Here is a 14603-nt window from a genome sequence, read left to right on the forward strand (position 1 = left end):
TCTGGGGCGACTCCGGCAAGTTCGACGGCCAGCACGTAGGCCGCAGCCACGAGCTAACCGACCGCGACATCATCGAGCTCCACACGTAGGCCCCCAGCACCCACACCCGACCCTGACTGCCCCTGCCACACACCCTTCGCTTGGCAGGGGAACAATTCATTTTGCGGTATGAGCTTATTGGCTCAAGCATGAGCACCAGGTGATGAGGCACTTCTATGCGCAGAAATCATCTGTTTCTATTGATAGCGTTACTAATCGTCGCGGCGACAGCTTGTGTCGCTTTGAACATCTTTTCCAGTTCGGTACCTGTCTTCCCGACGCATGACAGGCCTCTGCCAACAGACTGGGGCCTAGGGCACGTCAAGGTCGAACTGACCATGGAGGATGGCTGCCTACGCGGCCTCGGTCACGATCTCAACGAACCCAATCCCTCCTACCTCTTAGTGTGGCCAGCCGGGGTCGAGTTGTACGAGGATGGCGACTCCGTAAGCGTAAGAGACCGGACGGGCGCGGTAGCCGCAAGTGTAGGGGAGGAAGTCCGACTTTCGGGCCAAGTTATTAGCTCCAACAGCGACCACGCCCGCCGTATCGAGGAGAGTGTTCCCGCCGAGTGTGTGGGCCCTTACTACATGGTTGGAGTTGACGTTACCGTCATCGGCCCGGACGAGCAAACCGAGCTCACCGTCCCGAACTCCGATGTCGTCTTCCGACGCGGGCAGACCTGGCAGAGGTCGGCGACAGTGGCGATCCCTGCCGTTGGATATACAGGTCCCGGCGAAATGGTCATGGAGGGCGACTGTCTATTGATGATCTGGAAGAGGGGAGATGATGAAAGAAGACACGTGATCTCCTGGCCTCCCGGATTCTATCCCCACCTGGAAGACGGGGTGATCGAGGTTCGCAACGGTGGTGGACGAACGGTGGCTCGTGTCGGAGATATGTTAAAGATGACGCTGCTCGCTGCGGGAGGGGTGTCCGATGGACTATACATACCGGAATGTGACGCGCGGCTGCACGCACCAATCGAAATCAGGAACTTCGACCTGCCAGATAACTTCCCTCAGCACAACGAGGGAGTAACGAGCGTCTCCTACATCGAGGGTCGTCTGGAAATGTTCAATGGCTGCATATATGTTCGCGGAAGAATCGCGGTCTGGCCTTCCGACTACACGATGGAGGAAACAGACGGCGAGGTTAGGGTTCTGGACCAGGACGGGACGACCGTAGTACAGGTCGGACGTTACGACATGTCGGACCGGAGCATCCAACTCGAGGGCCGCGGAGTAGCCCGGGACGATGACTACGGCATACAAATAGGCCGGACTGTCAGCGTTGACTGCCGCTCGAGAGACTTCTGGCTAGTCAAATGAGACACCCAAAGGGCCGGACCTCATTGCAAATGTGTACTGATTCCTCAGGTACATAATCTTACTCATACACTTCAGCCGTCGCCGTCCCGTCCCGGTACTGGTGCTTCACCACTATTGGATAGGCCTGCTGGACACACCTCACAATTGACACAATCGACGGACAGTAACTGAACTGCGTGTGCACGAAATCACTATGGGACCATTCACCTTCGCCTCCACTGGAATGCTTGCCACTGTAGTCTCCAAAGCTCCAGAAGATTGTCGGTGTGGATACGCTGGTCCTGAAGAACGGCGACCTGGTTATTGTGGTGCCATCGGAGCACCAGTCGGTGATGGAGTCCAGAGAGAAAACTTCATTCCCGGCGAGACTTTCTCCAATCACCTCAAATCTGTGCGAGCTACAGCCTGGCTGAGTGCTGGTGAGTGTCTCCGTCGATTCATATCTGGCGACGAGGGTGAATGGCGAAGCCAGCACCAGCAGGGCGACGTAGCCAATGACGACGTATGCCAGGTAGCGGACGAATGGGTATCTCTTCCCGATCGTCTTCGCCAGCGCCACGCCGATCAGCGACAATATCACGGCGATGATAGCTATCTGTGTGAAGTCGTCCCAGAACACAGTACCAGCTCCCGTTAAATCGAATCTCTCACGGACAATCAGGACCAACAGGGTATGATCGCACACTCGCCTCCTACAATCAGACCGGCAACAGCGGCTGACGCCGGAACGATAACGCGCATATACATCGAGTCATGGAATGCCAGCTTCGGTCCGCTTCTATCGCAGGCTGACAGAACCGTGACTCCTGAGCTTACTGAACGCTGGCGACGTGACCTTGCCTTGGGTGTACCGCACCGGTGGTGGGTCGCGGAACGTGCCGGAGGGATCGTTGGCTTCGTGGGCATTGGCCCCAGCCGGGATCCTGTTGACCCCCAACTCGGCGAGGTCGACACCATCGCGGTTGACACACCTCACTGGCGGACTGGAATCGGCAGGATGCTAATGTCGATCGCTCTGCGTCACCTCGTGGCGGATGGCTACCGCGAGGCGATACTCTGGACGGTCGAAGGCTACGAGCGTGGAGTCGCATTCTACGAGGCTATGGGGTGGGCTCGCGACGGCGGCACCCGGGACAACGGACGCCAGGTCCGCTTCCGCCTCGACTTGAGCTCAATCTAAAGGCACGCGCACCCAAACGATCTGGTCCACATGCTCGAAGTGCCTGTCCGCTGAAACGAGGTCGGCTCCCGTCTCCATCGCGTGAGCTGCAATCCAAACGTCATTGGTTGGAATGGGCCGACCCTTTGCCCTTAATGCTGCCATTATTCTGGAGTAGCGATCGGCTGTAACGGACCCGACAGGCAGAAATGTCACGTAGGGGCGTTCGAGAAATGAGTTGAGCTGAGCGAAATTCTGCTCGAAGCGTTGACCCTGCCTGAAGCCGTACAACTGCTCGCCGACCACGACAGCCGACATGAGTATCTCCTCCGCACCCCGCACGACCTCTCTAACTCGATGGTTGCCCCTCATGAATTCCGAGTAGGCGTTGGAGTCCAGCAGGATTCTCATCCCCAGGCTGACTCATCCACAGTCTCGAAGACCTCGAGGGCGGCATTGAACTCCTCTGCTTCTTCCGCGCTCCATGTGCCGAACAGGTCGTCAAGTGAGTCCCCGATAGTCCTGTCGTTTACCTGACCATCTGGCACGCCGGCGCCTTTGCGCAGCAGCTTCAACGCAGCCTGGTTTAGAGAGATTCCCTCGCGTTGCGCCAGGTGACGGATACTCTCTCCCAGTTCATCTCCAAAGCCTCTCACGGTAAGCTGATTCATTCTGAGCATCTCCTAGAATCATCTTGTGAGTTATGTAGAATCACCTTACTGACTATGTGCACGGTTATCAAGGAGGACTAACGTGAGCGAACTCAATCGGGTTATCGTGAATACGGACAAGGCCCCGCAGCCGATCGGCGCCTACTCCCAGGCGATCAGGACCGCCCCCGGCGAGCTGCTCTTCATCGCCGGACAGGTGTCCGTGGGCCTCGACGGCAACCCCGTCGGAGTCGGCGACATGGCTGCCCAGGTCAGGCAGGTCTTCGCAAATCTCGGAGGCATACTGGAGGGCGTCGACGCGACCTTCAGCAACGTCGTCGAGTTTACCACCTACGTAGTGGGGCGCGACTCTGTACAGGCATACATCGCAGCGCGTACCGACCTGTACCCCGAGCTTTTCCCTGACGCCGACTATCCCCCCAACACCCTGCTGGTGGTAGACGGCCTCGTCAGAGAAGAGTTTCTGCTGGAGATCAAGGCAGTCGCCGCGCTGCCCTAGCGCATCGACAATGTCCCACCCGTTCGTCCTGAGCTTGTCGAAGGAAGCTTGTCGAAGGGTGGTATGCAAGCCCTGCTACACCCTCAGCTCCCGCAGCGTCGGCCTGAGAATACCCAGCCACAGCACGAACGCCATCATTAGCAGCGCAGCGCCTCCCAGCGACATCGGCCATCCCCAGTACTCGCCGACCGCCCCCAGAGGCAGCGCGCCCACGTAGTGCATTGCCGCTCCGATCAGCCATAGGCTCATCATCCGACCTCGAAGCTGCCCAGGAGTCGTGAGCTGCAACACGGTCGTTCCCAGCGAGAAGAAGCCGGTGAATCCGACTCCCGTGAGGAACAGCAGCACGAGCGATACGATGTACACTGGCGATACCGCAAAGAGGAACAGCGTGACTCCGAACAGGATGATCATGTCCAGCAACAGCCAGTTCTTATACTGTGGATTCCCCAGTGCCGCAAGTAACAGGTTGCCGACCAGCGATCCCACACCTGCCACCGTGAGCAGGAAGCCCACGCCGTCGGCGTTCATGCTGAATACTTCCTTGCCGAACGCCGGCAGCACCTGTATGTACGATGACCCGAAGAAGCCAAACGCCAGACCCATACCCACCAGTACGAAGGCGATGGGAGTCGACACCACGTATCGGATGCCTGCTGCAATGTCTTCGACGATGTTCGCGCCGGACGATTCAACGCGCGAACTCAACCCTGTCATCATCAGCAGGAACACCCCGCTGATCGCGTAGCAGAGTGCGTTGAGATACATCGCCTGACCCAGTCCCGCATATTCGATGATCACTCCAGCCACCGCCGGTCCGAGCACACGCCCCCCGTTGAACACCGCCAGGTTCAGCGACGTCGCGCTCAGCATGTCTTCCTCGTCCACCATGTCCGGCACTATCGCCATCTGCGCCGGCAGGCTTAGCCCCTGTATCGTGCCGAGAATGAACGATATGGCGTACGCGTGCCAGATGGATACGAGTTGAAGAACCGTAAGCGTCCCGATCAGGATGATCAGCGCCATCACGATGACGCGGCTGAAGAACAGCAGCCAGCGCCTGTCGAACCAGTCCGCGAAGATCCCTCCAAAGGCCAGCATGACCAGGTTCGGGAATCCATAGAGGGCGATCACCACGCCGAGTTGGGCCGGCGAGCCCGTGATCTCCAGGGCCAGCCAGCCCAGGATGAGGAACTGCATCCCCATCGCCGCCGACAGCCCCATGCCGGATACCCAGTACAGCCTGAAATGCCGGTGCCTGAGCGCCCCGACCGCCTGCCGTCCTGCTATCCCACGTAGTGACCGCATTGAGAGAATGTCCGACCTCGCGCCACCATCTGCTGCGACCCATTAAGCTGTGTCAATTTAGCCGGCGCCCCACTGTGGGATCGAATATCCCCTCTCCCTCAGAGCCTGCCCCGTACCTGATACGGGGGAGAGGGCTAGGGTGAGGGTGAAATCCTTGTCTACCAAACTTATACAGCATCGTTCCGAATCCTACACCGACTTTACTGATAGTGTTATGGCGACTGGAACTGCAAGGAAACTGCGACTATGGCTGACATAACCGGCAGGGAGCGCAACGAAAACGAGCCACGCCTCTACTCCGACCTCGCCCCCTGGTTCCACCTGCTCACCGCCCCGCACGACTACCGCGAAGAGGCAGACTACTACTCGGCACGCATGGTGGAGGCTGCGCTCGGCCCGGTGCGCACTGTGCTCGAGTTGGGTTCGGGCGGTGGCAACAACGCCTCGCACATGAAGCAGCGATTCACCATGACCCTGTCGGACCTCTCGCCCGACATGCTGGAGGTCAGCAGGAGCATCAACCCGGAGCTCACTCACATCCAGGGCGACATGCGCTCCCTGCGGATTCCCGGCGCGCAGTTCGACGCAGTGTTTGTACACGACGCCGTCACGTACATGACCTCAGAGGCCGACGTTCAAGCCATGGCCGAGACGGCCGCCTTCCACTGCCGACCCGGAGGATCCGTTCTTGTAGCCCCCGACCACATACGGGAGACCTTCACTCCACCCTATACCGAACACGGAGGCCACGACGGCCCGGACGGACGCGGCATGCGCTACCTCATGTGGTGCACCGATCCAGACCCCGCCGATACCACCTTCGTCTCGGACTTCGCCTACCTACTCCGCGACTCCGACGGCACCGTCCGCGTGGAGCACGACCGGCACATCCAGGGCATCTTCCCGCAATCAGTATGGATCGACGCCCTCACAACCGCAGGGTTTGATACCAAGACGCACACAAGCCAATGGGAAACCCCCGTCTTCTACGGCACACACCGCACTGCTTAATCATCACCCTTCCTGGGCTGAAAGGGACAGGAATTCACAACCCGTCATTCCCGCGGAAGCGGGAATCCAGGGGCTGGGGGTGTCCTGCGACAAGCTCAGAGCCTGTCCCGGGACTTGATCCGGGAACGAACGAATTGCCAGTTTATATACCCACTCTCCCTTGATGGGAGAGGGTTGGGGTGAGGGTGAAAACGCCAATACCGGACACAGCATGAGATAACTGAACCTAACGTTCACCCATCGCCCGCTCACCCCGCGCCGCTCCATTCGTCGACAGACCCGAAGCGTTCTCCGCAGAGTACGAATGCAGGCCCGCATACAGCCCCCCGAGCGCGACCAGCTCATCGTGCTTGCCCTCTTCCACGAGCCGGCCCTGGTCCAGCACGACTATCCGGTCGGCGTTCCTGATCGTGGACAGACGGTGGGCTATGACGATGGCAGTCCGCCCCCTGAGCAGTTCGTCGAGAGCACGCTGGATCAGCATCTCCGTATGGGTGTCGATATTGGCCGTCGCCTCGTCGAGAAGCAGTATCGCCGGGTCCGCCACGAGCGCCCGCGCAAAGCTGATGAGCTGACGCTGACCAACGCTGAGGTTTCCGCCTCTCTCCTGCAGGGGAGTATCGTACCCGTGCTCCATCTTGGTGATGAAGTCGTGCGCCCCCACCGCGGTTGCTGCCCGGACCACGTCCTCGTCTGTGGCGTCGACACTGTTGTACATGATGTTCTCGCGAATAGTCCCGGAGAATAGGAATGGCTCCTGCGCGACGATCGACGTGTGCTTCGCGAGCGAGTCGAGCGTGATGTCGCGTATGTCGACTCCATCCAGCAGCACTCGGCCCTCGGACACGTCGTAGAGTCGTAGCAGCAGGGACACGACCGTCGTCTTCCCCGCGCCCGTCGGCCCGACCATCGCGACCGTATGCCCTGCCGGTACGTGCAGGTCCACGTGCTCGAGCACCGGCTCTCCCTCGATGTACTCGAAGCTGACGTCTTCGAACCGCACGTCGCCGTCGACCGTGTCGACATCCCTGCTGTCCGGCCTGTCGACCACGTCGGGCTCCACGTCCATCAGCTCGAAGATCCGCGCACCTGAGACCATTGCACGTTGAAGCGACCCGTACTGCATCGTGAGGTTCAACACAGGCTCGAAGAACCGCTGTATATAGAGCGCGAAAGCCACCAGCACACCTACTTCAATGGCTTCGTCCAATACCAGAGAGCCGCCGAAGACTATGACGAGCGCCAGCCCGAATGCGGAGAGGAACTCCACCGTTGGAAACAGGACCGCCTGCATACGGACAGCCGCGAGATTCGCCCCGAGGTTCTCTGAGTTGGCATCGCCGAATGAGCGGATGTTCGCGTCCTCGCGGTTCATACTCTGGATCACCCGCACACCGGATATGTTCTCCTGGAGGCTGCCATTGACGACCGAAATCGCCCGCCTCGCCCTCATGAACGCCCGCTGAGCAAACTTCTGCCAGATGACCATTATCACGACGAGCACCGGGATGACCGACAGCGTCACGATGGCAAGACGCGCGTTCATCAGCATCATCGCGGTTATGATTCCTGTGAGGCTGAGCACGTCCGCAATAGTAATGACCACGATCGACAGGAACTCCTGTAGCTGGCTGACGTCGTTCTGCACCCTCGACATCACCCGGCCGGTTTCGTTCCTGTTGTAGAACCTCATCGACAGCCCCTGCAGGTGACTGAAGAGGCCCACCCGCAGGTCGTACAGGACTCGCTGCCCGACGAATGACATCGTCCTCAGGTGGACGTACTGGCTTCCGTACTGGATCAGCGCCACACCCACGAAGATGAGCACCACAACGTTCAGGCCGTCCAGGTCGCCCGTCCGCACGTACTGGTCGATGATCCTGGCGATCAGCCACGGCAGCGCGACCACCGTGCCTGTGTACACCATGACGGCCACGAGAATGATCAGGAACCTTGGCCGGTGCGGACGGAGGTACGAGAAGAGTCGCCTGACCACCTTGTGGTCGTATACCCGCCCATCCTCATACTCTTCGCGGTCCGAGCCGAGACGTCCTCTCATGCCGCGCCCTCCGCCGCCGCGCATCCACCCACCGCCGCCGAAGCCACCGCCCATCATCAGGCATCACCCCCATCGGCATGGCCCAAGGCCTCGGCCCTTGCGGTTGGACTCGACCCCCTTTTATGTCCAGCTTTAAGCTGGTGGTGGTCTTGGGGACGGAGCTGCATGTCGTAGATCCTGCGGTAGAAGCCGTCCCGTTCCAGCAGCTCGTCGTGAGTCCCTCGCTCGACAATCTCCCCGTCCTCCAGGACGAGGATCAGGTCAGCCCTGCGCACGGTCGACAGCCTGTGGGCTATTACAAATGTAGTCCGACCCCTGACCGCCTCGTCCAGTGCCTGCTGCAGCCTGTGCTCGGTCTCCATGTCCACGCTCGACGTCGAGTCGTCGAGAATTATTACCGGCGGGTCCAGGAGTATCGTCCTGGCGATCGCGAGTCGCTGGCGCTGACCGCCGGAGAGCGTAACGCCGCGTTCCCCGACCCACGTGTCGTACCCGTCAGGCAGGCCCTCTATGAAGTCGTGAAGCTGCGCGATCTTCGCCGCCTCTACCACGTCCTCCATGTCCACGTCGTCGAGCCCGTACGCTATGTTGTCCCGGATGGTCGCGGCGAACACGAACACGTCCTGCATGACGATGCCGACGTTCTCCCTCAGCGACTTCAGCGTCACGTCCCTAGTGTCGTAGCCGTCGATGGTTATGCGCCCCTCGGTGGCGTCATAGAACCTGGGTAGGACGTGGGCAATCGTGCTCTTGCCTGAGCCCGGTCCGCCGAGCAGGGCAATGAGCTGACCGGGATGCGCCTCGAAGTCGACCCCGCGCACCGCGCTTACACCGCCGTCGTAGCTGACCGCGACGTTCTCGAACACCACGTGTCCATCGGTTCGGGGCAGGGGAGTGGCATCCGGCTTCTCAGCGACCGGCGACTGCGCGTCGAGAATGTCGTACAGCCGCTGCCCGGCTGACGATGCGCGGGATATCGTGTTCATCAGCCACCCGCTCATCCTGATCGGCATTGCCAGCAGACCCATGTAGAAGATGAACGAGGCGAGGCCGCCGGGCGTGAGTCTGTCGGCTGCGACCTCCCTGCCGCCGTACCACAGAATCGCTCCGGTGGCCGCGGTGAATATGAACGTCATCAGCGAGCCTTGGGATGCGAACAGGCGGGTCGTCGAGTACGTGAGCCTGGCAATATTCTCGGCCCGCGCGTTGAACTTGGCTTCCTCGAAGTCCCGCGCGCCAAACGCCTTGACCACCTTCATTCCCGACAGGTTCTCCTGCAGGACAGTGGTCATTGCCCCCGTCTCCTGCTGCACCCTCATCCAGACAGGCCGCAGCGCCCTGGACAGGGTCAGCGCCCTCCACAGGATCAGCGGCAGGAAGGCCATGCACACCAGGGCGAGCCGCCAGTTCGTCACGGCCATGAGAGTAGACACCGCGCCCATCGTCACGAAGATCGACAGCCCGCGCACCATCCCCATGCTGACGAACGTCCGCACCGCCTCAACGTCCTGCGTGGCTCTGGACATGAGGTCGCCGGTCTGCTCCCTGTCGAAGAAGCCGAAGCTCATGCTCTGCAGCTTCTTGAAGAAGTCTTCCCTGAGGTCGTAGGCGCTCCGTTGCGAGAGCGACTCGGAGAGGTACCGCTGCCCGTAGGAGAATATGCCCCTCAGGATGCTGAACAGCACTATCACAGCCGCCAGTGTCAGCAGCCGGCTCTGCAACCCGCTTGCCAGCGCCTCGTCGATTGCCTCTCCCAGCATCCTCGGCACGACAAGCGCCGAAAGGCTGGATGCCACCATCGCTGTGTATGCTCCGACCAGGTACCACTTGTGCCTGAATGCATACTTCATCAGCCGGAACAGCACACTCATGCGTCGGCCTCGACTGTCAGAGCTTCCCTCTCACTAGATTCGCTGTCCCCATCCTGCGGCATGAACCCAGGCCGTCGGACCGCGTCGGCCAGGATCTCCAGAGCAGGGACCACGACTTCCAGCTCTTCTGTGCTGAGCACCGCGGCCAGCGACTCGGTCCTCGCCGCCCTGATGGCCGAGAACCGCTCCACTATTTCGATGCCTTCCCGCGTGAGTGAGCAGACCACGGCGCGCCTGTCCGCGGGGTCCTGCCCGCGTTCGACCAGCCCCTTGGCCACGAGCCGGTCTATCATGGTGGTCGCCGAAGGCATCTCAACATCAAGCCTTCCGGCGATCTCAGACATGCGCCGCTGCCCGTGCGACAGGAAGTGAAGTGTCTTGGCCTGCTGCCTTGTGAGGTCCAGGTCCAGCCACGCCGACGAGCGCCTCGCACGCATACGCCGCTGCACATGGGACATGTGCTCGACCAGCTTCCCCGTCAGCTCCTCACGAGAGTGCATAGTATAGCCCTAATTATTAGTATAGAGCTAACTATCTTACACCACCACGCTCCCCGTCAAGCGCAGGTTAACGGGTGACGGTGGATACCAACCAACGGCCCCCTCTCACTCAGGGAGAGGGCTGGGGTGAGGGTGAAACTACTGCTGCAACCTTCTCAATAGGCAGGGTGCGATTGACTGACAAACCATCCCCCACCAATTCCCCCGGACACTCCGGGGATCAGATCAGGGCCGTCAACATCCAGGCTCACCATTATTCCCGCAGCACCAGCTCAACCGCCGAGCCTTGATCGAGTAGTTCTTCGTGGCGATAGCCAGCACGCGATACCACGGAAGGCCGGTTCCCCTCAGCGTCGAGAGATTCCCGGAGCTGTGTTCGTGCCCATGAGAATCATCAGACTTGTGTCCGTCGCACATATCAGCCTCTCCCGCTGGGAATAGCCGGATTATACCCTGTAACCGGGCAACTCCGAATTTGGAGCGCGGACATCCTGCCCGCACCCGTTCGTCCTGAGCCTGTCGAAGGAAGCCTGTCCCAGATTCGTACGCCCTTAATTGGAGCGCGGGCATCCTGCCCGCATACGTTCGTCCTGAGCTTGTCGAAGGAAGCCTGTCGAAGGGAGCTTGCCTACCAATCCGAGACAGCTTCCCACACCTATGTAAGACTGTTGTATTCGCACAGACTCAGAGCAGGACAACGACTTGACCTACCATCTCCCACCAATTGAATCATGGACAGACTGGACCAGGACGTACAACGACATCTCCCTCTGGAGACCAGTCGTCGCCGCCCTCTGCGCATCCGAAGGCATTCGCTTTCAGCGCATAGAGAGGCCACGCTCGAACACCAACGCCGTGTTCATCCTCGACTGTCGCCTTGTCGTCAAGATCTACAGCCCGTTCTGGTCGGAGTACGACATAGAGCCGAAGCTGATCGAGGTCCTGACCGCCGAAGGTACCGTTCCCGTTCCGAAGATCATCGCGTCAGGCCGGTACCAGGACAGGGCCACTTGGCCATACCTTGTAATTGAACACCGCACCGGTGCGACACTCGAATCGCTAAGGCCTGAACTCAGCCACGAAGAGCTCATGTTCATCGCCACCCAGGTCGGCGCCTTAACGAAGGCCCTTCACGAGACGGAAATCGACAAACTCGAAGGCTCCGACGCCGGCGAGACCTGGGACGAACTGGTAGACCGAAGGCGACGAGAGGTGCTCCCCGAGCTGGTCGACCGCGGGCTGACAACTTCCGACGTCACCAAAACACTGGCAGGCATCCTGGACGATGTCATCGACGACTCCGGGTCGAGACCACGAGTAATCGTCCATGGCGACCTAGAATCCGATCACGTCCTGCTCTCCAGGACGGACGGGCAGTGGAGAGTCAGCGCCATCATCGACTTCGGCGACGCCTGGGTAGGTGCCAGAGACTACGAGTGGATGCCACTCTGGCTCGGCCTCTTCGACAGGAACATCGACGAGATGCGCGCCTTCCTCAAGTCGTACGACCCAACCCTCCTGGCAGACCAGGCACTCCCACGCCGGATCATAGCCTGGACACTACTCCACGACTTCGGCACCGACGCCATCTCCGAACTACTCCAAAGGATCAACACCCCAACACCCATCAAGACCTTCGACGAGTTAAGCAACATAGTCTGGCCCGGCTTAACTGACATCACACAGACATAAACGACCTGAACTGCACACAGATCCTTACACCTTGGAGCACCAGAAATGCCACACTTCGATCTGACTGGCCACATCGCAATTGTTACCGGAGGCAATCACGGCATCGGTGCCGCCACTGCCCGCGCCCTGGCCGATTGCGGCGCTCGAGTGCTTGTTTCCTACCTCAGAGTCGACGAAGGTGAGGATGCCGGTATGACCGACGAATACCGTCGGGCCCGCGCCTCCGACGCCGAGCACGTTATAGCTTACATCCGTGGGAATGGCGGGGTGGCGACTGCCGTGGAAGCCGACCTTGCCGACACGCAGACTCCACGACACCTGTTCGACATCGCTGAGGCCAACCTCGGCCCGGTGGACATCCTTGTCAACAACGCCTCCGGATGGCGACAGGACACCTTTTCCGGCGATAGCAGGGACGGTTACGGCCGGCTCCTTCGCCAGGTCTCCGCCGAGACTTTTGACCGGCAGTTTCTGGTGGATGCCCGCGGCACGGCCACGATGATCGCCGAGTTCGCGAGGCGTCACACAGAACGCGGCGCAGCGTGGGGTCGCATCATCGGCCTGACATCGGGCGGTCCAAACGGATTTCCGGGAGAAGTCTCCTACGGAGCCGCCAAGGCCGCCCTCGAGAACTACACCATGTCAGCAGCGTTCGAGCTCGCCCACCTGGGAATCACGGCCAACATAGTGTACCCACCGGTCACCGACACAGGCTGGATCACAGAAGAAGTGAGACGCACCGTCCGCGACAGTTCCGACCTCATTCACATCGCCGAGCCAGAAGACGTCGCCCCCGTAATCGCCTACCTAGCCTCCAACCATGCACGCTTTATCACCGGTAATATCGTGCGCCTTCGATGAAGGCGACCATCGTCTCATCGGTGGGCACTTCATCGTTTCTGACTGAGTAAGCTGAATGAGCTGCCGCTTTCCCAGTATGATGGGTCTCGAAACTGGCACAAGGTCTGAGGTCACCGTACCTTGTGGCTGAGAATCGCGCTGAGCGTGCTGCCTGTAGTCTTGATTGCCGGATGGCTGAGCCTGACCAGTGGAGCCAAAGTTCAGACTCTTTTGCTAAGCGGCGCGATTTGGGCCCCTGTGACACTCGTAGCCGTCGGTATCTGCGTGCTGCTCGGACGTGCTGCGGGAGCGTCCAACGCCACCCCACTATGGATCACATGCCTCTTGGCGTCCATCCTGCTGGCCGGATTCTGCGCGCTGACCATCCTAAGCATCAGCATGCTAATCGCGCCGCTGGCCGTCGTCCTGCTAACGTTCTCGCTGGTTAACTTAGCAGCCGATTTCCGGCTCCGACATATGTCCCGTTGAGGGCGGAGCTTACGCTTCCTCATTCCAATCGATGTCGACATAAACACCGTAGTGGTCTGAAGGCACGATCATACGGCCATTACTGCCCATGCCAAACAGCCCGGCTCCTGAAACTCTCGGTTCTGCCTTGTCATTCGCTCGCAAATAGATCCTGTCGAAACGCCTGTCTGAACTCTCACCGTCCAGTGTGCCCTCACTAGAATCGATGTTCGAAATCAATGTAGATGGTGGTGATTGTCCTAGGGCTGAGTAAGCTAGGACAGCTAGATCAGTCCACTGTGTGTTGTAGTCCTGCATCGTTGTCTGCTGCTGGAGCATTTGAGAGATCGCGCCTTGGCTGCCTTCGTTGAAGTCACCGCAAAGAATGTCATAGTCAGTTGAGCAGCTGTCTATCAACTCGCTGACGATGCGCGCAATGTACCGTTGACGACTGCGAGCGTTCTCCCAGTCTAGGTGGACGTTTGTAAGGCTCAGGGAAACGCCACTCCATTCGAGAGTAACCCTGGCAGCCCAGTTGTTCTCAGTTAGCGCATTGTTCTCCCAATTAGTTCGAACGTCCCTCACTGGCAGCCTGCTAAGGATAGCCAGCCCCTCAGATCTGAGACCTTCATTCTCCTCCTCTGGGTAAGATAGGTGCGAGACTTCCAGGTAGTCCGTAGTCTCCTTGAAGAACTGCACAAACGAACTGCTCTCCAATACTTGAGATGGGGCTTCCTGCATCGCCACAACATCCGCTTCAAGAGACGCGATCTCTTCGACGATTGCATATAGTCGCTCATGCCAATTGCAAGTGGAGTTACAGAGATTGTAGGTTGCGATTCTCATCTACGGCTTAACTAGAACCAATCTACTTTTCCATACGTGATTACGACGATTAGAGAAGTACCTGTTCTGCCATCTCGTGCCAATCACAGGCAGTGACTGTATAGAAACGATCAGATAGGCAATTGGCGATCTAGTGTTGTGCGCGAATCAGGGTCAACCTTGCAGCGGTGTAGAGAATGACCGCCGCATCGTGCTTCGACTCAGCCTTTGCGAGTCCGTGAAGGTGAATGTTCCTTAGATTCAGCCCCAAGGGATCAGTCAGGATGGCTCTCAACTCCCATTGAAACGACTCAGGCAGGTTCGAACTAA

General features: G+C 59.4%; 16 protein-coding genes. 7 read left to right on the plus strand and 9 right to left on the minus strand.

Annotation, left to right across the window (positions count from 1 at the left end; all coding sequences use genetic code 11):
• Nucleotides 1–215: 215 nt before the first annotated feature.
• Nucleotides 216–1370: a hypothetical protein gene (locus tag J4G14_11370; protein ID MCE2458394.1), complete on the plus strand. Its 1155-nt coding sequence runs from the start codon at nucleotides 216–218 to the stop codon at nucleotides 1368–1370.
• A 58-nt stretch (nucleotides 1371–1428) separates the two neighbouring features.
• Here the strand turns inward: J4G14_11370 and J4G14_11375 are convergent, their stop codons facing one another.
• A complete protein-coding gene (locus J4G14_11375) occupies nucleotides 1429–1989 on the minus strand; it encodes a hypothetical protein (protein ID MCE2458395.1) in 561 nt (186 codons plus the stop codon).
• 54 nt (nucleotides 1990–2043) lie between these two features.
• On the opposite strand from J4G14_11375, the gene J4G14_11380 reads away from it, so the two are divergent.
• Nucleotides 2044–2550: a GNAT family N-acetyltransferase gene (locus J4G14_11380; GenBank protein ID MCE2458396.1), complete on the plus strand. Its 507-nt coding sequence runs from the start codon at nucleotides 2044–2046 to the stop codon at nucleotides 2548–2550.
• Here the strand turns inward: J4G14_11380 and J4G14_11385 are convergent.
• Nucleotides 2542–2940 (minus strand): type II toxin-antitoxin system VapC family toxin, encoded by a 399-nt coding sequence (locus J4G14_11385; protein MCE2458397.1) that lies wholly within the window; start codon nucleotides 2938–2940, stop codon nucleotides 2542–2544. The genes J4G14_11380 and J4G14_11385 overlap by 9 nt on opposite strands.
• Nucleotides 2937–3200 carry a hypothetical protein gene (locus tag J4G14_11390; protein ID MCE2458398.1) on the minus strand — a complete coding sequence of 88 codons (264 nt, stop codon included), beginning with the start codon at nucleotides 3198–3200 and terminating at the stop codon, nucleotides 2937–2939. Before J4G14_11390 ends, J4G14_11385 begins: the two co-directional genes overlap by 4 nt.
• An 82-nt stretch (nucleotides 3201–3282) precedes the next feature.
• Here J4G14_11390 and J4G14_11395 point away from each other — a divergent pair, with 82 nt between their 5' ends.
• Complete coding sequence (locus J4G14_11395) at nucleotides 3283–3699, plus strand: RidA family protein (protein MCE2458399.1); 417 nt, start codon at nucleotides 3283–3285, stop codon at nucleotides 3697–3699.
• Between the two features lie 75 nt (nucleotides 3700–3774).
• On the opposite strand, the gene J4G14_11400 is transcribed toward J4G14_11395, so the two are convergent.
• Nucleotides 3775–5007, minus strand: coding sequence for an MFS transporter (locus tag J4G14_11400; GenBank protein MCE2458400.1), 1233 nt, complete (start codon nucleotides 5005–5007; stop codon nucleotides 3775–3777).
• Nucleotides 5008–5253: 246 nt separating this feature from the next.
• Between J4G14_11400 and J4G14_11405 the strand changes: the two genes are divergently transcribed.
• The gene (locus J4G14_11405) at nucleotides 5254–6018 is read left to right on the plus strand and encodes a class I SAM-dependent methyltransferase (GenBank protein MCE2458401.1); all 765 of its coding nucleotides are present in this window, start codon (nucleotides 5254–5256) and stop codon (nucleotides 6016–6018) included.
• Nucleotides 6019–6244: 226 nt separating this feature from the next.
• Here the strand turns inward: J4G14_11405 and J4G14_11410 are convergent, their stop codons facing one another.
• From J4G14_11410 to J4G14_11420, 3 genes are read right to left on the minus strand one after another with little or no spacing between them, the layout of a single operon-like run.
• A complete protein-coding gene (locus J4G14_11410; GenBank protein MCE2458402.1) occupies nucleotides 6245–8134 on the minus strand; it encodes an ABC transporter ATP-binding protein in 1890 nt (629 codons plus the stop codon).
• Nucleotides 8134–9948 carry an ABC transporter ATP-binding protein gene (locus J4G14_11415; GenBank protein MCE2458403.1) on the minus strand — a complete coding sequence of 605 codons (1815 nt, stop codon included), beginning with the start codon at nucleotides 9946–9948 and terminating at the stop codon, nucleotides 8134–8136. The genes J4G14_11410 and J4G14_11415 overlap by 1 nt, the downstream gene beginning before the upstream one ends.
• Nucleotides 9945–10448 carry a MarR family transcriptional regulator gene (locus J4G14_11420; GenBank protein ID MCE2458404.1) on the minus strand — a complete coding sequence of 168 codons (504 nt, stop codon included), beginning with the start codon at nucleotides 10446–10448 and terminating at the stop codon, nucleotides 9945–9947. The genes J4G14_11415 and J4G14_11420 overlap by 4 nt, the downstream gene beginning before the upstream one ends.
• Nucleotides 10449–11150: 702 nt before the next feature.
• Here J4G14_11420 and J4G14_11425 point away from each other — a divergent pair.
• From J4G14_11425 to J4G14_11435, 3 genes are all read left to right on the plus strand, one after another.
• Nucleotides 11151–12140 carry an aminoglycoside phosphotransferase family protein gene (locus tag J4G14_11425; protein ID MCE2458405.1) on the plus strand — a complete coding sequence of 330 codons (990 nt, stop codon included), beginning with the start codon at nucleotides 11151–11153 and terminating at the stop codon, nucleotides 12138–12140.
• Between the two features lie 45 nt (nucleotides 12141–12185).
• The gene (locus tag J4G14_11430) at nucleotides 12186–13001 is read left to right on the plus strand and encodes an SDR family oxidoreductase (GenBank protein ID MCE2458406.1); all 816 of its coding nucleotides are present in this window, start codon (nucleotides 12186–12188) and stop codon (nucleotides 12999–13001) included.
• A 120-nt stretch (nucleotides 13002–13121) separates the two neighbouring features.
• Nucleotides 13122–13469 (plus strand): hypothetical protein, encoded by a 348-nt coding sequence (locus tag J4G14_11435; protein MCE2458407.1) that lies wholly within the window; start codon nucleotides 13122–13124, stop codon nucleotides 13467–13469.
• A 9-nt stretch (nucleotides 13470–13478) separates the two neighbouring features.
• On the opposite strand, the gene J4G14_11440 is transcribed toward J4G14_11435, so the two are convergent.
• A complete protein-coding gene (locus J4G14_11440; GenBank protein ID MCE2458408.1) occupies nucleotides 13479–14294 on the minus strand; it encodes an endonuclease/exonuclease/phosphatase family protein in 816 nt (271 codons plus the stop codon).
• Between the two features lie 130 nt (nucleotides 14295–14424).
• The coding region (locus tag J4G14_11445; GenBank protein MCE2458409.1) for a DUF4209 domain-containing protein at nucleotides 14425–14603 on the minus strand (179 nt) is incomplete at its 5' end.

The sequence above is a fragment of the Dehalococcoidia bacterium genome, assembly GCA_021295915.1.
Classification (GTDB): domain Bacteria; phylum Chloroflexota; class Dehalococcoidia; order Lucifugimonadales; family UBA1123; genus VXRN01.

Excerpts from the sequence above, each read along its gene's own strand:
- J4G14_11385 (MCE2458397.1), bottom strand. The coding sequence starts at position 2,940 with ATGAGAATCCTGCTGGACTCCAACGCCTACTCGGAATTCATGAGGGGC.
- J4G14_11430 (MCE2458406.1), top strand. The coding sequence starts at position 12,186 with ATGCCACACTTCGATCTGACTGGCCACATCGCAATTGTTACCGGAGGC.
- J4G14_11415 (MCE2458403.1), bottom strand. The coding sequence starts at position 9,948 with ATGAGTGTGCTGTTCCGGCTGATGAAGTATGCATTCAGGCACAAGTGG.
- J4G14_11380 (MCE2458396.1), top strand. The coding sequence starts at position 2,044 with ATGATCGCACACTCGCCTCCTACAATCAGACCGGCAACAGCGGCTGAC.
- J4G14_11410 (MCE2458402.1), bottom strand. The coding sequence starts at position 8,134 with ATGATGGGCGGTGGCTTCGGCGGCGGTGGGTGGATGCGCGGCGGCGGA.
- J4G14_11440 (MCE2458408.1), bottom strand. The coding sequence starts at position 14,294 with ATGAGAATCGCAACCTACAATCTCTGTAACTCCACTTGCAATTGGCAT.
- J4G14_11390 (MCE2458398.1), bottom strand. The coding sequence starts at position 3,200 with ATGAATCAGCTTACCGTGAGAGGCTTTGGAGATGAACTGGGAGAGAGT.
- J4G14_11400 (MCE2458400.1), bottom strand. The coding sequence starts at position 5,007 with ATGCGGTCACTACGTGGGATAGCAGGACGGCAGGCGGTCGGGGCGCTC.
- J4G14_11405 (MCE2458401.1), top strand. The coding sequence starts at position 5,254 with ATGGCTGACATAACCGGCAGGGAGCGCAACGAAAACGAGCCACGCCTC.
- J4G14_11370 (MCE2458394.1), top strand. The coding sequence starts at position 216 with ATGCGCAGAAATCATCTGTTTCTATTGATAGCGTTACTAATCGTCGCG.
- J4G14_11420 (MCE2458404.1), bottom strand. The coding sequence starts at position 10,448 with ATGCACTCTCGTGAGGAGCTGACGGGGAAGCTGGTCGAGCACATGTCC.